This is a genomic window from Kordiimonas lacus (genome assembly GCF_001550055.1).
Lineage (GTDB): Bacteria > Pseudomonadota > Alphaproteobacteria > Sphingomonadales > Kordiimonadaceae > Kordiimonas > Kordiimonas lacus.
The window spans coordinates 178,062-196,373 of sequence record NZ_LRUA01000003.1; the positions used below are offsets into that span (position 1 = coordinate 178,062).

Consider the following 18,312-nt stretch of genomic DNA (forward strand, 5'->3'; position numbering starts at 1 on the left):
ATTTAATAAAAAACTATGCCGTATACCCGGATTGTACCGCCCGACCGCCTTCGGTTTCAAGGAAACTTGCGCCAGTATCGAAACTTAGCCAATCCCCCAGCTGTTGCGGCGCACCGCTGAAGGCTTCCCAATCCATATCAATCTTCAGGCCCGGCGTACTGCGTTTCACCATTGTTGCAGCCAATAGCCGCCCCAGGTGATGCTCACCCGCCGGGATGTGCAGCGTGCTATAGTCGCCCGCACGTAGATCACGTACCAGGCAGCGCGCCTCACGCCTGAGCGCCTTGCCAAGCGGCAACGCCGTCAGGTTTGCATCCAGATGCGACCGGACATACCTGTAAATGCCCTGCCCCAGCGGGGCTGCAGGTGCTGTGTCATTGGGGCCAAAGGCCAGAATGCGTTCTGCATCGTCCAGGGACGACAGGGCTTGTGCGAATTTCGGGTCATGACTGAGGAAGCACATGCGCGCGAGCAGCGTACGCGCCCGCACCCGGTCCTGTTCGGCTATCAGGTCCGCCAGCAGAAGGGTCATGGCTGTCAGATCGCGGGAGCCCACCACCTGGGCAAAATCAGCCAAATTTGGTCGGCTATCCGCGCGCGCCAGCTTCAACTGGCCATCAAGGGCAACCTTCTGCCCCTTCACTGCACGAGCGAAGGAAATTTCAACAAACATGGCCCCTCTTGGCGGATCCAGCCACAACCGTTGAACGCCGGCATTGGGGGCCGGGTCTGCAAACAGGCGGTGAATCACCGGCTGCCGGAGCGCAACTTTACGCAGTCCACGATAACGAATGGTGACATCCACTGCCCCCCGCGCCATTTCGCGGGCGTCCGTCACGAAGCTGATATCCAGGTAGCGCGCGCCCCGCACCGGCAGCGCGAACACCCGCCTTACTGGCCGCTTCTTCAGCACAACCCTTTGGTGGCCTCCGACGCCGAAGGCAGCAAAACGTGACGCGGCAAAATCGCGCCGTCCCAGCTCCCGATATCCTTGTAGCGCTGTCATACCGTTCCCTTTAGCCGGGCAGAAAGGGCCGAAAAAAAGCGATCCGAAAGGCGGGTCGGGCTGTTGGCCAATGCCCAGTCGTTCAGACGTGTCACCACCCCGGCGTCATTTGCCAATGCAAGGCCAGACAGGCACGCTTGATGGCAACTATCCATGTTTCCCAGCTCGAACGGCAGCACACAATTTTCCGCCCCTGGCAGGGACCGCGCCATCATATCCGGCACCACCGAGGGCTTGCCAAACGTGGCTGCTGTCGCCATGACGCCTGAGTTCAGGCCAATCGGGTATGGGCATACCACCACGTCTGCCGCCTTGAAGAAGGTTTGCACCGCCTGGTCATCCACATGTGTCTGGAACAAACGCATGTCCGCGCGCCCCGATGTCAGCGCCAAGATTTCTTCCATGAATGCCGGTTTGCCCGGGATGCCCGCAATCAGCACCCTGCCCTTGCCTTCAAGCCGGGCCTGCAGCCTGTCAAACGCAGCCAGAAACTGGCGCGTGCCCTTGTGAGGCCCGAGCGACCCGAACAGCAGGAAGACCTTGTCGTCCGGGTTCAGGTTCAGGTTAAAGCGCGCCTGACGGGCACACATATAATCACCATAAACACCCTGATAAGACGGATGCGGCACCGAAATGGTCTTGGCTTCATCGATACTGTAATATTGCTGACACAAGCCGCGCGTCTCTGGGTTCATCACGTGAATCACATCCGCGATCCTCGCCATTCCGGCACGCAGCGCTTGTTCTTCTTCAGGAAACAGAGCGGCATGGGACAGAATATTATGGGCCGTCCAGACGATGCTATGGCCAGCGTCTTTCTGCCGTTTCAGCTTCTCGAGGAAATGATCAGCCGCCTTTTTCGCGGTGTTCTTGTTACCTGACGTGTCAAACACCCGGTGCAGCCAATGATAGTGCAGCACCAGCTGCATATCTGCAGGCAGGTCTTCCACGTCGTCTATGGCTTTCAGGGGAAAACAGGCAAACCCATGATCAAACCCGCGCGCATAGAGCATGCGCTGATAAGGATTACGGCTGGCATGCGGGAAGAAAGCCAACAGTTTTCCGGCACTTCCGCTGAAGCCTGCTGCCATAAGGGCATCCATGCCGTCCGTGCATTCCTCGTAAAGAGATCGCCCCAATCCGTGCTGCCTGATACCGCGCATATATGCCGCAATTCCTGATTATCGAAACTCTGCCTTTGCAAGGCCTTATCCTTTTAATATAAAGGCGTCCATATTGATACCACATCTATTTTAGCAGTCTGTGTTTAGGGGGCCCGATGAAAGTTGAAGAATTCCCGATCAAGGGGCTTTATGCCTTTACGCCGAAGCAGTTTGGCGATGACCGCGGTTTTTTCTCGGAGACCTTCAACGCGCGCGCTTTTGAAGAAGTCGTGCCGGGTGTCACCTTCGTGCAGGACAACCACTCTCTGTCACGCGATCCGGGTGTGATCCGCGGCCTGCATTTCCAGACGCCACCGCATGCTCAGGGCAAGCTGGTGCGGGTAACCCGCGGCCGGGTTTTGGATGTGGCCGTGGATATCCGCAAGGGCTCGCCCACATATGGCCAACATGTGGCCGTGGAACTGAGTGCCGATAACTGGACTCAGTTCTGGGTACCTGCAGGTTTCGCTCACGGCTTCTGCACGCTGGAGCCGGACACAGAGTTCCTCTATAAGGTGACCGACTATTACGCACCTGATTGCGACAGCGGCATTGCTTTTGATGACCCGGACCTCGGGATCGACTGGCCGTTTGACCGCAACAGCGCCACCCTTTCGGGCAAGGACGCAGGCCTGCAGGCGTTCCGTGATTTCGAATCGCCCTTCACATATGACGACAAAGCATAAGGCAGCAATTCCATGAAAGTTTTGGTAACAGGCGGCGCGGGTTTTATCGGTTCGGCGGTTTGCCGCTATCTGGTGGGCGAACTGGGGCACACCGCAATCAATGTGGACAAGCTGACGTACGCCGGCAACCTGTCGACGCTGAAGGAAATTGAGGACAGCCCCAACTATCACTTCGAGAAGGTCGACATCTGCGACCGCGCTGCATTGGATGATGTGTTTAAGCGCCACAAGCCGGACGCGGTGATGCACCTGGCGGCAGAAAGCCATGTGGACCGCTCCATCACCGGGGCGGCTGACTTTATCCAGACCAATATCGTTGGCACATTTCAGATGCTGGAGGCCGCACGCGACCACTTCAATTCGCTCGATGACGCGGGCAAAAAAGCCTTCCGCTTCCTGCATGTCTCCACCGATGAAGTCTATGGCTCGCTGGGCGCTGACGGCCTGTTTGAAGAAACCACGCCTTATGACCCTTCCTCGCCCTATTCGGCGTCGAAGGCATCAGCCGACCATCTGGCCAATGCCTGGTTCGAGACATACGGCCTGCCAGTGGTGATCTCCAACTGCTCGAACAACTATGGGCCCTACCACCTGCCCGAGAAGCTGATCCCGCTGATGATCCTGAATGCGCTGGACGGCAAGCCTTTGCCTGTATACGGCGACGGTTCGAACGTGCGCGACTGGCTCTATGTGGACGACCACGCCAAGGCCCTGTTCACCATCATGACCACAGGCCGATTGGGCGAAAAATATAACGTGGGCGGCAGGAACGAGCGCACCAACCTCGAGGTTGTCGAGCGCATCTGCACCATTCTTGAGGAACTACGCCCCAAGAATACGCCCTACAGCGACCAGATCACGTTCGTGACCGACCGCCCGGGCCATGATGCGCGCTACGCCATCGACGCCACCAAGCTTGAGGATGAACTGGGCTGGAAAGCGGAAGAAAACTTCGAAAGCGGCATCAAGAAAACCATTGAATGGTACTTGGATAACGAATGGTGGTGGGCGCCACTTCGCGAGCACGCTGGCGAACGCAAGGGCGTGCTGAAAGGCAAATGATGCGAATTTTCGTTGCCGGATCGTCTGGACAGGTGGCGCTCTCGCTCAAGGAAGCGGCAGTACGCCAAGGCATTGACCTTATCTGTGCCGGGCGGCCAGAGTTTGACCTGACAGACACTGACGGGATGCGGGCAGCGATGGAGGCTTATGGCCCTACCGCCATCATCAATGCAGCAGCTTACACGGCTGTCGACAAAGCGGAAGAGGAAGAAGCCCTGGCCACTGCCATCAATGCAGATGGTGCCGCAGCGCTCGCGGCCATCGCAGCTGACCTTGATGTCCCTTTCCTGCATATCTCCACCGACTATGTCTTTGCTGGCGGGAAAGAAGCCCCCTATGTGGAGGACGACCCTACAGGCCCCACAGGCGCCTACGGCCGGTCGAAGTTGAAGGGCGAAGAGGCCGTGATGGCTGCCAACCCGAACGCCCTGGTCTTCCGCACCGCGTGGGTCTATAGCCCGTTTGGCAAAAACTTCCTGAAGACCATGCTGTGGCTGGCCAAAACCCGCGATGAGCTGGGTGTGGTGGCGGACCAGATTGGAAACCCCACTTACGCGCCTGATATCGCCGACGCGCTTCTCGCGGTACTGGCGCGTATTGATGCCGGTGGCTGGAAACCCGATTATGCAGGCATCTACCACCTGGCGGGAACCGGCGATGTCAGCTGGCACGGCTTTGCCGACGCGATCTTTGAGGCGGGTACCGCATACGGCCTCAAGCGCCCAAAGGTGAATGCGCTGACGACAGACCAGTATCCAACACCGGCCAAAAGGCCGGCCAATTCGCGCCTGGACTGTAGCAAGCTGGGCGAGACATTCGATGTCCATCTGCCGTCGTGGGAGCAGAGCATGCTTAGTTGTTTGAACAGGCTTTCCGAAGCCGGGGAACTGAGCTAGGCTCTGGCGAAACACCCCAGACGGGGTAACGAGTTTATTAAACGGGGGAAACCATGAAGGGTATCATTCTGGCAGGTGGTCTGGGCACAAGGCTCTATCCGATCACCAAAGCCATCAGCAAGCAGCTGCTACCGGTTTACGACAAGCCGATGATCTATTATCCGCTGACCACACTGATGCTGGCTGGCATACGGGAAATCCTGATCATCTCAAGCCCTGAACACCTTCCCCTTTATCAAAGCCTGTTGGGTGACGGATCGCAGTGGGGCATTGAGCTTCATTATGCCGAACAACCTGATCCGGGCGGGCTGGCACAAGCCTTCCTGATCGGCGAACAGTTCGTGGGGGGGCAACCATCCGCATTGGCGCTGGGCGACAACATCTATTATGCCGCCGGTTTCTCGACCTACCTGAAACAAGCCGGGCGCGTTGAAAATGGCGCGTATGTCTTTGCCTATCCAGTGGGCAACCCCGAAGCTTTCGGCGTTGTGGAAATGAGCAAGGACGGCCGGGCGCTGTCGATTGAAGAAAAGCCGGAAAACCCAAAAAGCAACCTTGCGGTTACCGGCCTCTACTTTTACGATAAAGATGTGGTGGATATTGCGAAATCGATCAAGCCTTCCGCCCGCGGCGAGCTGGAGATCACCAGTGTCAATGACGTGTATCTGCAGCGCGGCGACCTGAATGTGATCAAGCTGCAGCGTGGCACGGCCTGGCTTGATACCGGCACAGTGGACAGCTTGCTTCAGGCCAGCCATTTCGTGCAGACCATTGAAGCCCGTCAGGGCCTCAAAATCGCCTGCCCCGAAGAGGTGGCCTGGCGGGGCGGCTTTATCACCGACGCCCAGCTTGAGGAAGTCGCCGCTGGCTACAAGAATAGCTACGGCACCTACCTGAAGGGCATCTTGAAGTTTGGTGCTGACGGCTATCTGTAGGCCTGACCGCACGATACCACTGGCGCAACTGCCCCATCCCGGGGTCAAGCATGGGATACAGGCATTTGATTGGGCACTGGTTCAAACGCAAACCGACTGAATGCACGGCCGAGGACGTCCACTTCCTCTATCTGCTGTGTCTTGGTCGCGCGCCGCTGGACGGTGATGAAATCTCACCGCTTGTTGGGGCCCGCTTTTTCGCAACCCTGAAGCTTTTGCTTGGTAAGCAGGAAACACGCCTTTCTGTATTGGCTCGGCTGGAGCTTGGCAAACAACCACCGCATGCCAGCCTTTCCGAGCTTGAGCTATGCGACCTGGCCGCGGGCCTGCAGGCGCATTTCGGCCTGGAGGCCTTCAAGGAACCCCTGCATTGGCTGGACATCCTGATTGCGACCGCCAACACATCGCGCTTTGAAAAGGCCTTTCTCTCGCACTTCAGCCACTTGCGACTGGATGCTTTCCGGCAAGGGCTTCAAGGCCTTAAGGGCAAGGCAGATGTCGACATCAAAGGCCGGATCACCCGCGTGGTCGGGCAGGAAGTGGTTGGCCAGGTGATCAATCGCCTGACGCCTGATACGCCACTGGTGCTGGATTTCTACCTCAACGGCCTGTATGCGGGCACAACCCACGCTGACCTACCGTGCGACCAGTTTGCCGGTGACTTCGGCGGATTGACCCCTTGGGGCTTCCGCCACCAATTTACCGTGCCTGACGCACTGAAAACCTGCGACCGCCTGACCCTGTCCATCTTCGAGAAAGAAAGCGGCGCACCCGTTATTGGCGCACGCGAGGTGGTGATCAGCCCAACTCTCGGCGTGGAGGTGATGCAGCGACTGTCCGCAGAATTGGCTGGATTGCGGGACCATGCCCATGGCAGTGATGCCGTCCTGGCCCGCCTCGACCAGATAGAAGCGCAATTGCCGCGCCTGCAGCAATATGCATCCTTCCCACTATCGCAATATGCCCTGTTCAAGGAAACCTTCCCTCTGGCGCCGCCACAGTGGCTGGCGCGGTGCGATGTGCGCTTTGATATTCTGGTGTATGACACTGGCGACGCCGATGCACTGCAGGCAACCCTTACCAGTGCGAGGCGTCAGTCTTTCCCGGCACAGTCTGTCGTGATTGTCGGCAAGGAAGGCACGCAGAACCCGGCTGCCGCCTACACCAGCGCCGTGCCCGGACTGGAGGGCACCCACATCCTGATGCTGGAAGCGGGCGATAAACTGGCCATGCATGCCCTGGCCTGGATTGCCCGCAGCGTGGAAGACCATGCAAGCGCCCATGTCTTTTATGCCGACTATGACCATTATGAAATCGGCGCACATCCTCATTTGGAGCCCTGCTTCCAACATGCGTTCGACTATGACATGCTGTTGCAACACAATAGTTTCAGCCGTGCCTTCGCCATAGAACGGGAGCAGTTGCTGAGCTTGGGAGCATTCGACGAGAATGCCGGCCAGTGTTTCCACCAGTATCTGCTCATGCGGCACTATGAAATGTTCGGCGACAAGGCTTTTCATCATATTCCGCGCATGCTCTGGCACCTGGAGAAGCGCCCCGCTGACCCACAGCGGCAACGTCTGCTTGAAGAAGACCAGATTCGAGTTTGCCAAAGCCACTTGAAGCGGCGCGGTATTACAGCCACCGCCGTCCCGATGAACGACCCCTATGCCGGGCCGGTGGATGACACGCTCATGCTGTCCTGGCCAGTGGACAAAAGCCTGCCCAAACTGGGCATCATCATCCCGACCAAAGACCGGATTGAACTGATCAAGCCGTGTGTGGAAAGCCTGCTAGCCACGCTCGACCATCCTGACCGCACAGAGATCATCATTGTCGACAACGGATCTGATGACCAGGCTGTCCTGCAGTGGTTTGCTGACGTGCAGGAAAACGGCACCGTCACCGTGGTACGGTCTGACACGGCCTTCAACTGGTCGCACCTGAATAATATTGGTGCTGCTGCGACAGATGCTTCTTATCTGCTGTTCCTCAATGACGATACGTTGGCTATGGACAAGGGCTGGGACACAGTTCTGCGTGGCCAGCTGGCGCGCAACAGTGTCGGAGCCGTTGGCGCCCGCCTTCTTTACCGCAACGGCACGCTGCAGCATGGCGGCATGGTGCTTTATGGGCTTGATGATGTGCGCCACGAGGGCATGGGCGACCCATGCAATGCACCCCACCCAATGCACCGTACAAGGCGGTGTCATGCCTGCGTTGCTGTGACCGGCGCATTTCTGGCCTGCCGCCGCACAGATTTTAACGCTGTTGGCGGCTTTGATGAGGCGTTCGCCGTTACCTACAATGATGTGGATTTCTGCTTCAAGATGCGCCAGCAGGGCCTCCGGGTGCTTTATGAACCCCAAATCACCTTCCAGCATTTCCAGTCTGAAAGCAGGGGCAATGATGCCCGAGACGAAGCCAAGCGGGCACGGGCGCTTAAGGAAGCGTCCCTGATGGCAGGTCGGTGGCAGCACCAATTCCACGGAGACCCCTTTTACCCCAGGGCTTTTGCGCGCACTGGTAGCCCCTTCACATGCCTCGCACCACCCATACTGGAATCAGCCAATCCATCGTAGCCGTTGACTAGGCCCAACGGCCACAGACTGCTTGTATTTCCCTCTAGAATCCGCTAGGTCGCGTATCGAAGGTGTTCCTCACAGACAAATGGTCAACAAATGTCACCAGCTTTGAAAAAACATGTTAAATCCCTGCTGCGCTCAGTGAAGGGAGACATCAAAGCGCTTGAGGAAACAGGCCTGTTTCAGGCCGATTGGTACGTTGCCACCTATGACGATGTCAGCGCGTCAGGCTATTCCCCGATCGAGCATTTTGTCCGCATTGGAGAAAAGAAGGGATATAATCCCAACCCCTATTTCGATCAGGTCTGGTACACTAAACGATCGCCGGCAGCAGTTCGTTTCCCGGCACCTGCGGCCGTCCATTATGCGGTAAATGGCTGGCGCAAAGGGCGCAGCCCGTCAGAAGCTTTTTCCGTACCGCTTTACCTGAAATTCAACCCGGACGTCGCCAAAGCCAAACGCGATCCCCTGAGGGATTTCCTTGAAGGCGGGGCAGAAAAGGGGCGCATTGCGATGCCCCGGATGTTCGAGCGGGAAAAATTCTCTTCCATGGCTGCGGACATGGACCTGATCGCCAAATCGGGGCTGTTCTTTGCTGACTGGTACAAGACCTTCCATACTGACCTTTGGCACCAGAATCAGGACCCCCTGATGCACTTCATTCGCCAAGGGGCACGCCAGGGCCGCAACCCGAACCCGTGTTTCAATACCCGCTGGTACATGGATACCTATGGTGACGTTGTCGGCGATGAGAACCCTCTGGCTTTCTATATCCGTAAGGGCGCGCAGATAGGTCATTGGCCTGCGCCAGATTTTTCGCCTGAGATTTACTTCGCCGAAAATGACGACATTATGCGTGATAAGGTAGATGCCCTGGGCCATTACCTGCATTTCGGCCTCAAGGAAAAGCGTCGACTTCCGTCGCCCAATGGGTCGGTTTCCATCTCCGGGACCGAGGAGAAGTCCGTCAAACTGCCGCTGCCGCAACAGCTGCGCAACATGCTGGATTTTGAACGCAATGTGCTGGCGCCCGACAGTCCGGACTTTGACTCGTCCAACATGGATATCCACTGGGTGATCCCTGACTTTTCCGCCGGCGCCGGTGGCCACATGACCATCTTCCGAATGGCGCACTTCCTGGAGCTGAAAGGCCACAGGCAGACCATCTGGATCAACGACCCGACTGTTCACAAGACAGCCGAAGGTGCCTATGACGATATCGTCAAACACTTCCAGCATTTCGCCGGCACAGTGAAGCTTCTCGACGACAGCTTCAGAGACGCCAGCGGTGATGCAATCATCGCCACCGATTGCTGGACCGTCTGGCCAACACTGACGCCCACCAATTTCAAGCGACGTTTCTATTTTGTTCAGGATTTCGAACCCAGCTTCCACCCCATGGGTTCATCCTATCTGGCGGCGGAAGCCACCTACCGGGAAGATATAGACTGTATTTGCGCCGGCCCTTGGCTTTCCGGCCTGATGCAGGAAAAATACAGTCGTTGGGCACGCCATTTCTGGCTGGCGGCTGACCAGAACATCTACGCACCGCCGAAAGAGCCGCGCGCGAATACGGTACCACGCATCGCCTTTTATGCCCGCCACTTCACGGCCCGCAGGGCTGTGGAGCTGGCCATGCTTGCGCTTGAGGAACTGGCAACTCGCGACATTGAGTTCGCGGTAGACTTCTTCGGCGCCAAACTGACCTTCGGTGTAGCGCCCTTCCCGTTCGTGGACCATGGCGTCGCAACACCGCGGCAGCTGGCCGACCTTTTCCAGCAGGCCGACGTGGGCGTTGTCTTTTCCGCAACCAACTATTCGCTGGTGCCTCAGGAGATGATGGCCTGTGGGCTGCCGATTGTGGAACTGAAGGGCGATAACACGAGCTGTATCTTCCCAGTGGAAACCGTCACACTGGCGGAACCTGACCCGGTCAAAATTGCTGACAGTATTGAAGCGCTGCTGCGTGACACTGGAAAACGTGAAGCACAGGCGGCAGCTGCACAGGAATGGGTATCGCAATTTTCCTGGGCCGCGTCCGCCGACCTGGTGGAAGAAGCGCTGGTTGAACGGCTACGCGAATTTGGTACGGATACTGTCTCCGACAAAGAGAAGGACGCCGCCCTAAAAATCAGGGCCTCGGTGGTGATTCCAACGTTGAATGCCGGGCCCATTCTGGACGAGGTACTGGCGGCTGCCACGACCCAACGCGCGCCATGGCCCTATGAGGTGCTGGTGATCGATAGCGGCTCCACCGACGAAACACTGGAGATCGTGGCGCGGTATCCGGATGTGAAGTTGCACCAGATTGACAAGAAAGACTTCAATCACGGCGACACCCGTAACCTGGGGGTGGAACTGACATCAGGTGAATTTATCGCCTTCCTGACCCACGACGCCCTGCCCGCGAATGACCGTTGGCTGTTTAATCTTGTGACGTCGATCGAGCATTTCCCGAATGCAGCTGGTGCGTTCGGGAAACATCTGCCCTGGCCGGACGCCTGCGCCTTCACCAAGCGAGACCTCAACGGCCATTTCGATATGCTGGGAACCCAGCCCATCTATCTATCGCGCGATACCAACCGCCGCAGGTTCAACGACAAAGACCCACAATGGATGCAGCTGCTGCACTTTTACAGTGACAACAACAGCTGCATGCGCCGGTCGGTTTGGAAAGACATTCCTTACCGCCCGACGAAATTCGGCGAGGACCAGCTTTGGGCTCTTGACGTTATCGACGCCGGATACGGCAAGGTCTATGCGCCGCAGGCAATTGTCTTCCACTCCCATGACTTCGGGGCCGAGGAAACCTTTGAGCGCAACATGACAGAAAGCGCCTTCTTCAAGCACTTCTTCGGCTACGAGCTGATCAAGGATGAAACACAACTGGAAAAAACGCTCGCGGGCATCAATGCCAACGACAGCCATTGGGGCAAAGCAAACGGCGTTGCTCCAGAAGACATCGAAGCCCGCCACCGGTTGAACGAAGCCCGTTTGAAGGGCTATCTGGCTGGTGTCAAGGCCGATACCTGCAGCATGTTCTGAAACCTGAAGGTTTTCCATGTCGCATCAAGCTGCCTGAGCTTTATCGCCTTTCCAGGGCGGCGCAGGAAAAACGCACCAACATCGCCTAGATTGGCCAGCCCCAAAGGGGTAAGGCTGCTATGTGGCCGCGTTAATGCTTGAGACGCCGCTCAGATATCGCACGCATCTTTTCAAGGTCAAACGGCTCGCCCAGGAAATCGAACAGCCCTTCGAACTGCTCCGGCTTGCCCGAATAATCCTCATAGCGCATCAGGTAGGATCTTTCCGGGTGGGCTTCTGCATAGGCGATGAATTGGCGGTCGTTCTTTTCCACCTCGCGGCGCACTTTTTCCGGTTCATAATCCTTCCACCAGCCCGATTGGGACACATCCTCCCAGCGGCGCATGTTGAAAATGAACCTTGCAGGCTTGAAATGGTCTGCCATGAAATTCAGCAGATCGACAAACTCGATCGGGCCGGTTTCATTGAAACGGATTTCCTTGAAACCCACGACGCGCGCATCCTTGGGCGGCTGGATCACCTCCTCAAGAAATACCTGCAGCAGCTTCTGTGCGTAACGGTCCGGATTGAACTTGTCGGCACCGAACCAGGGGCCATGATCAGGAATTTCGCGGTAACCATGTTCTTCCAGCGCCCCTTTGATACGCTTGAAGCTGCGGAAAAGCGGTAGGATGGCATTATTGTTTTCACCCCGGAAAAAGTAACCGTTAATCGACTGCAGCACTGTCTGCAACAGGGTCGATCCCGAGCGTCCGTAGGTGACGACAAACACATATCCGTCTTTTGGCTGCCAGTCCGTCATGGTTTCCTTGTTCCTTGATCTGGTCCGCGCTCTTATCGCGTATTTTGCCAAGCCTGCCAAGGGCCTATGTGCGCTGGCTGGTATTGCACGGGTAGTTGCACGGGGAGCCTTTCACTGCTAAGGAACCGGAAACAACAAGTCAGGTGAACCCTTATGGCATATATATTTGTGGGCGGCTCGCAACGGTCCGGTACGTCCCTTCTAACGGCATCGCTTTGTGCTGGTGAAGAAACCAACATGTATTTGGGTGAATGCCGAAGCCTGCGGCAATTGTTGCTCGCTATCCAATTTATGGAACAGAACTTCGACGGCGAAAATGAGCTCAGTTTCGGTTCAAAAGCCGCCATGAAGGAATACCACTCCACCATCATTCGCGGCTATTTGAGCCACGTGCTCACAGCAAACGCGCCAGCCACATCTCTGGTTCTGAAGCAGCCACACCTGACATTATTGTTCCCAACCCTCTGGAATCTCGTCCCGGAAAGCAAGTTCGTAATAGCAATCCGGGACCCGAGAGACACAATCGCCTCCATGCTTCAAGTCGGCAAAAAGATGGCGGCACAAGGACAAAACCATCCATTCAATACCCATTCGATTCCTGAAATAGCCAAACATATGCGTGGTTTCTATAGTCAGGTTCTACTCGCAAGCGACCTCAGTAAGGAATTCAAAGCGGCAACCAAATGGGTTAGATATGAAGAGTTAGTCTCACAACCAGCCGCGGTTATGGAAGAATTGCACGCCTTTACCGGACTAAAGCTGGCCGAGTTTGACCCTGAGAGCCCCACCAAAAGAATTCACCCGACACTGATGGCGGCCAGGACCAAGGACGAAGCACCGGTCCAGCCTTGGATTTCTGACCTGATGCGCGGCGCCCCCATTACCACGAAACGCACGGGTTCCTATAAAGATCTGCTCACAAAAGAGCAAATCAGCCAAATTGAGGAATGTCTGGCAGAATTTATGGCCCGCGTAGGTTACAAGCCTTCAAATTAAGCGTTGCCAGCGCTGTTCTTACGGATCATCCGCGCAGGGTTACCCACCATCACCGAATAAGGATCCACGGACTTTAGAATGACACTACCGGCGCCAATCATGGAACAGTCGCCGATATGGACGAATTCTCGCGTTGTCGAATTCGACCCCATATGAACGCCCGAGCCAATCTCATTACTGGCGCCCGCTACTGCATTAGTGGCAAAATGCGTAAAAGAACCCACGGAAGTATCGTGCCCTACAAAACTGCCCGCCATCAGGCAAACGTGAGGTGCCAGCGTAACATCGGCCGACAGGACGGCATGGGCGCATACAAGGCTGCCGTAGCCGACCTTACAGTAACCATCGGGCACTTCGGCCAGCGGATGAATGAAGGTTGGAAATCGGTCTTCAGGAATTTCCAGTGACCGCAGCAACTGCCATGTACCGGCAGGATTGGACATGCCAAAAATCGCGAAAAAGAAGTCCACGTCTGGCAGGCTCAGGAAGTCGGCATAATCCGCAATACCCCCCAGCACAGGGAACTGCTTGTGGTTTCCAACCAAAGCACCCTTATCAAGCTTGTCGTTCAGAAACCCTAGGATTTCATAATCATAGAAGCGTTCGGCGATGGAGGCAGCAATCATACCTGCACCGTTGCCGCCAAAGATAACCAGTTTGCGTTTGGTGTCAGCCATTCTTCTGGCCCCTGTATCTTTGGTATTTTTCCACGACCCGCTTCGCCTGCAGAATGATTGGCGGACCAATAAACTTCTTGTCTGCCATCTTCACCGGCGTGCCATCGCTTTTGTCTTCGCCTGCCCGCAGGATGGCCAGCGCAGAGGCATATTCTTCGTCCGACGGTGTAAGGGTGTCATTTGCAATCTGCACCTGCCGAGGATTAAGACACAGCACCCCGTCCAGGCCATATTCCTTGGTCTTGGTGACAACGATCTTGAACCCGTCATAGTCATGTACAGCGATATAGACTGTATCGATCGCAATGATACCTGCGGCCCGGCAAGCCAGCAGCATGGAAAAACGAGCGTGGTCGATGACATTGTAATAATGCGGAGACGCCACCGCACCGAGAGCCGCCAGGAGGTCTTCCGAGCCGAGCGCAAGCCCCGAAACCCGGTCCGATGCGCGGGCAATTTCATGCACATTCACCACAGCGTCTGCAGTCTCGATGAGAGGCATCAAGGCGTAGCGCCGTTCACAGCTCTTGCGTCGTTCAAAAGTAGTCAACATCTTGGCCACTGTCTCAACGTCTTCCGCCCGGTAAGACTTGGGCACCATAAAGCCGTCTACGGCAGTACCAACGAAGAACTCAAGCTCATCGAACATCAGGTTGGAATCAATATCATTGATCCGCACGTAAACCTTGCTCCGAATGTCCGCCCCGGTTTCTTCAAGCAAGCGGGCGATATTCTCTCTGGCGTCGATCTTGCTTTGGCCGGCGGGTACAGAGTCTTCAAGGTCGAAAACAATAATGTCCGGCGCTGTCGCGATGGCCTTGGCAAAATAGTCATACCGATGGGCCGGAACAAAAAGCACACTGCGCATGGCACTCCCCCCTTTTTCTTTGGCAGCTAACCCGCTTTGAAAAGCGCGCTGCGCTCAAAACTCAACACCACTATATCATCCTGGTTCAGGACTTCGGTCTTGACTGAAACCACTGCGTTTTCCGGATTTGAATTGCTGACCCGGTTTCCGGTCACGATCGTGCGAGCGCGCAAAGTATCCCCAACAAAGACCGGCTCATGATGAACAACCTTGTCATATCCGAGATTGGCAATGCAATGATAGCTGAACTCAGGAACGGTGAAACCGACGCTAAGGCTGAACACCAGCGTGCCAACCACCAGAACCTTGCCAAAAGGCGACGCTTCGGCATGGACCACGTTGGTATGAACCGGGTGGTTATTCATCGTCAGAAGGCAGAAGAGATTGTTATCGCTTTCGAAGATAGTCTTCGAATTCGCATGCTCAATAACAAGCCCCTCCGGAAAGTCAGATGCATTTTTCATAAGCGCTCCCGGGTCCTGTGCCGCGACGTCCACTTTTGGCACCGCCACATTGTCTCTGGCCTCTAGGGCCTCCCAACTTCCCCGGTCTATGCCGCAGGAGTAAGGCTTGCTCTCAATCGTTCGAACGACCAGCTATGATCAGACGACCGCTGGATTACTTCATGGTTTTTATAAGCCGCATTCATAACAGTTGCAAACTCTTCACTATGATCATCGTCAGGCACAAGAAGTCCCACCTCATGATCAAAGTTCGCAATAGCTTCACTGATCTCTACCCGTTCTTCGTCATTGGTTACCAACCGCACCACAGCCTTGACATAATCCTCGACAGTATCGGTGCTTAGCCATTCCGGCTGCTCGAACTTGGCAACAATGTCTGAGTCGTTTCTTGCATGCACTTCATCTCCCCGCAGATTCACAACTGGCAGCCCCTGAAGCGCAGCGTCAATAATGCCGTTGGTGGCACCGAAGGGGAATGAACTGAGGAAGATATCGCACTGGTTCAACCGATTGATATATTGGTTGTAACCAGTCCGCGGCCAAACCTTTGCTGGCAGCATTTCCTCAACGCGGCGTGCAACCGCCTGATAAAGCGCTCCCACCCCGTTGGGGAAGAAATGAAATTCAACGGATCGACCAGCTTCTTTCGAGCGCTTGGCTATTTCGTCACACGTCGCAAGGAAGCGGGGCGTCACTTTCCGGGACCAGGCCGGAACCGCGATACGCACCGTTTCAGGATTCTTGCGGATATTTGGTTTTATGTCTTCTGCATCACGGCGGCGATGCCAGCGCGGTGCAGACGGGCGATATAGTATGGTTTCGTTGACAACATCTTCGGCCCCCAACTGGCCCTCCACCAGGATGCTGTAGTCAATATGTTCAGAGAATGTGGTTGCCGGGTGACCAAACGTCATGACCTGAATAGGCGCAATGCGAACATTGGAGGCCAGAATGCTGACCAGGCGCATGCCAATGCTCGGGTAGTAGACGATGTCAGGCCGGTAGGACTTCATTTTGTTGATGAAAATCTCCGGCGTGTTGGCGTTGAACTTGGTGTTATCCACCTTGTCGAACATGTCATGGATCACTTCGTCGCACTCGCCTGACGGCGACATATAGATCGTCTTGAAATCCCGCTTGAGAGACCGGATCGCCCCGCCATAACATCGGTGCATTGCATGGCGGGAATCATATAGCTCCGCCATCACGATCACCGTCGGACGACGCTTGACCGCGCGACGTTTAGCAGGCAGATCGGCGTCTGTCACGCCTCTGCTTTCCAGATAGCTGCGCGCCATGTGGTTCATAGCGTACTTTATCTGATGCTTATGGCGTGCATCCGCATAACTGCAGCCCATATAGGCAGGCCCAAGGTTGCGGATGGCCTGCAACGACCCGGGCACATTCTTCCAAGTGTCGCTCCACGTCAGCATTTCCGAACGGGCGTCCTCGGCCTTTTGGGACCACAGGAGTTGTTCAGAAAGATAACCAATCACCAGCGGCCAGGAAATTTCCGGCTTTTGACGCTTCAGCAATGCCACAAGCTGTGATGTCAGGGCATTGATGGACAGGCCAGCGAACAGCTTGGGCAGTTCATAGCCTTTGAAGCTGACCTTGCCGTCCTTGTCGCGAGTTCCGATCACATCCAGCAAGTGGTCTGTGCCGCGATAGCCGCTCACTTCAAAAACCTGCATCAGGGCCCGCTTAAATTGAGTGAACAGGCGGAACGTCAGGTTGGTCATCTTGAAGTCGGGATCCGCGAGCAGGGATGTAACAGCCGAGGCAAGCATCGTCGCTTCGCGTTCCATCAAGGGACCGCGGGCAACCAGCGCGCCCCCAAAGCCTTCGCTGCCGCGTTCCAGTATCTTCAGGATGCCTTCCAGCGACTTATTCGCAGATTCGAACTTCTTGTTCCGCACATTATGGTCAAAGCGTTTGATCCGCTCGATCAGCTTCAGTTCAGCTTCTTTACTCACACATATACCCCCGCGACTATGTCGCAAATTTCCTTGATATCTTCGTCACTTAAGAAGGCGTGGAACGGCAGTCCCACAAGGCCGGTCCGCAGCTTCTCGCACCCTGCAAACGGCATATCTGATGTCTTGTCTGCGTATGGCAGGTGGCCAAGCGCAGGATGGTCATAAAGTGGCGGCAGGTACCAGCGGCGGGTCTGGATACCCGCAGCATCCATACGGGCCACCAGTTTTTCGGCCTTGCCGGGCATATAGATGGGGAAGACAGCCGGGATGAAGTCACCCGTGCCTTGCTGCAGGACAATGCTGTTTCCCGCTTTCTTCAGCCCCGTCAGATATTTATCCAAAACAGCCTGACGACGTTCTGATACTTCGTACCAGCGCGCAATTTGTACAAGGCCCACTGATGCAAAATATTCTGGGAACTTAGCGTTGGTTCCGGCTTCCAGCACCACACCTGCAGGCCCCTGGAACCCGAAATTGGACAGGGATCGGCTGAGGGTAATCATTGCCTCATCGCTGCTAACCAGAAGACCGCCCTCACCCACGCCGAACGGCTTGGTAGCATGCAGACTGAAACAATAGGTCAGATCCTTGTGGATATCCTGCTGGCCGAGCGCCGCCGCAACATCCAGAATAACCGGCACACCGGTTTCCTTCTGGAAAGCCACCCAGGGTGCCGGGTCAACAGGCCGGCCAAATGCTGCAACAGGAATAACTGCAGCGTATTCACCTTGCGCCAGAGCTGCCCGCGCAATATCAGGCGTCAACTCCCAACTCTCCAAATCCACATCAGCCAGCACCGGCGTCAATCCGGCATTCATTGCCACCAGTGCCGTCGCCGGGAAGGTAACAGCGGGCACCAGAACATTGGCCCCGGCCGGAAGCTTCATCGCCTTAAGCGCCAGTTCCATTGCCGTGGTTGCCGAAGAAAAAGTCGCAACATGGCAGCCTTCAGCGCCGTTTTCACGCCCCAGAAAAGCCGTCAGTTCAGCCTCGAAACGCTTCACCAGAGGGCCAAAGTTTGAATACCATCGGTTTTCATGCATTTCCTCGAGAAACGGCAAGACCGCTTCCGGGGTCGGAAGATCAGGCACAAGGCAATGTATGCGGTATGGTGTCGACAAATGAGTACCCTAAAAAAAGCGCCCAAT

General features: G+C 56.0%; 15 protein-coding genes. 7 read left to right on the plus strand and 8 right to left on the minus strand.

Annotated features, from left to right (window positions below; all coding sequences use genetic code 11):
- Nucleotides 1–13 precede the first annotated feature (13 nt).
- Nucleotides 14–1,006 carry a hypothetical protein gene (locus KORLAC_RS04315; RefSeq protein WP_068303635.1) on the minus strand — a complete coding sequence of 331 codons (993 nt, stop codon included), beginning with the start codon at nucleotides 1,004–1,006 and terminating at the stop codon, nucleotides 14–16.
- Nucleotides 1,003–2,169: a glycosyltransferase gene (locus tag KORLAC_RS04320; protein ID WP_082714506.1), complete on the minus strand. Its 1,167-nt coding sequence runs from the start codon at nucleotides 2,167–2,169 to the stop codon at nucleotides 1,003–1,005. The genes KORLAC_RS04315 and KORLAC_RS04320 overlap by 4 nt, the downstream gene beginning before the upstream one ends.
- Nucleotides 2,170–2,285: 116 nt before the next feature.
- On the opposite strand from KORLAC_RS04320, the gene rfbC reads away from it, so the two are divergent.
- The 6 genes from rfbC (at nucleotide 2,286) to KORLAC_RS04350 (ending at nucleotide 11,378) form a co-directional block, all read left to right on the plus strand.
- The gene (rfbC, locus tag KORLAC_RS04325; protein ID WP_068303642.1) at nucleotides 2,286–2,855 is read left to right on the plus strand and encodes a dTDP-4-dehydrorhamnose 3,5-epimerase; all 570 of its coding nucleotides are present in this window, start codon (nucleotides 2,286–2,288) and stop codon (nucleotides 2,853–2,855) included.
- 12 nt (nucleotides 2,856–2,867) lie between these two features.
- A complete protein-coding gene (gene rfbB, locus KORLAC_RS04330; RefSeq protein ID WP_068303644.1) occupies nucleotides 2,868–3,917 on the plus strand; it encodes a dTDP-glucose 4,6-dehydratase in 1,050 nt (349 codons plus the stop codon).
- Entirely contained in the window at nucleotides 3,914–4,813 is a 900-nt protein-coding gene (gene rfbD, locus KORLAC_RS04335; protein ID WP_082714507.1) for a dTDP-4-dehydrorhamnose reductase, read from the plus strand. The genes rfbB and rfbD overlap by 4 nt, the downstream gene beginning before the upstream one ends.
- Before the next feature lie 53 nt (nucleotides 4,814–4,866).
- Complete coding sequence (gene rfbA, locus KORLAC_RS04340; protein WP_068303650.1) at nucleotides 4,867–5,748, plus strand: glucose-1-phosphate thymidylyltransferase RfbA; 882 nt, start codon at nucleotides 4,867–4,869, stop codon at nucleotides 5,746–5,748.
- Nucleotides 5,749–5,798: 50 nt separating this feature from the next.
- Nucleotides 5,799–8,330 (plus strand): glycosyltransferase family 2 protein, encoded by a 2,532-nt coding sequence (locus tag KORLAC_RS04345; RefSeq protein ID WP_082714508.1) that lies wholly within the window; start codon nucleotides 5,799–5,801, stop codon nucleotides 8,328–8,330.
- A 111-nt stretch (nucleotides 8,331–8,441) separates the two neighbouring features.
- Complete coding sequence (locus KORLAC_RS04350) at nucleotides 8,442–11,378, plus strand: glycosyltransferase (RefSeq protein WP_160328595.1); 2,937 nt, start codon at nucleotides 8,442–8,444, stop codon at nucleotides 11,376–11,378.
- Between the two features lie 130 nt (nucleotides 11,379–11,508).
- Here the strand turns inward: KORLAC_RS04350 and KORLAC_RS04355 are convergent, their stop codons facing one another.
- A complete protein-coding gene (locus tag KORLAC_RS04355) occupies nucleotides 11,509–12,180 on the minus strand; it encodes a sulfotransferase (RefSeq protein ID WP_068303659.1) in 672 nt (223 codons plus the stop codon).
- A 153-nt stretch (nucleotides 12,181–12,333) separates the two neighbouring features.
- On the opposite strand from KORLAC_RS04355, the gene KORLAC_RS04360 reads away from it, so the two are divergent.
- Entirely contained in the window at nucleotides 12,334–13,176 is an 843-nt protein-coding gene (locus tag KORLAC_RS04360; protein WP_074519554.1) for a sulfotransferase family protein, read from the plus strand.
- On the opposite strand, the gene KORLAC_RS04365 is transcribed toward KORLAC_RS04360, so the two are convergent.
- The 5 genes from KORLAC_RS04365 to KORLAC_RS04385 form a co-directional block, all read right to left on the minus strand.
- Complete coding sequence (locus KORLAC_RS04365) at nucleotides 13,173–13,853, minus strand: PglD-related sugar-binding protein (protein ID WP_068303665.1); 681 nt, start codon at nucleotides 13,851–13,853, stop codon at nucleotides 13,173–13,175. The two genes, KORLAC_RS04360 and KORLAC_RS04365, sit on opposite strands and share 4 nt — an antisense overlap.
- Nucleotides 13,846–14,721 (minus strand): HpcH/HpaI aldolase/citrate lyase family protein, encoded by an 876-nt coding sequence (locus tag KORLAC_RS04370; protein WP_068303668.1) that lies wholly within the window; start codon nucleotides 14,719–14,721, stop codon nucleotides 13,846–13,848. Before KORLAC_RS04370 ends, KORLAC_RS04365 begins: the two co-directional genes overlap by 8 nt.
- A 26-nt stretch (nucleotides 14,722–14,747) precedes the next feature.
- Nucleotides 14,748–15,185, minus strand: coding sequence for a MaoC family dehydratase (locus KORLAC_RS04375; RefSeq protein ID WP_068304643.1), 438 nt, complete (start codon nucleotides 15,183–15,185; stop codon nucleotides 14,748–14,750).
- A gap of 86 nt (nucleotides 15,186–15,271) precedes the next feature.
- Nucleotides 15,272–17,161, minus strand: a complete 1,890-nt coding sequence (locus tag KORLAC_RS04380) for a hypothetical protein (RefSeq protein WP_068303673.1) — start codon at nucleotides 17,159–17,161, stop codon at nucleotides 15,272–15,274.
- Nucleotides 17,158–18,285: a DegT/DnrJ/EryC1/StrS family aminotransferase gene (locus KORLAC_RS04385; protein WP_139167695.1), complete on the minus strand. Its 1,128-nt coding sequence runs from the start codon at nucleotides 18,283–18,285 to the stop codon at nucleotides 17,158–17,160. Before KORLAC_RS04385 ends, KORLAC_RS04380 begins: the two co-directional genes overlap by 4 nt.
- Between the last annotated feature and the right edge of the window lie 27 nt (nucleotides 18,286–18,312).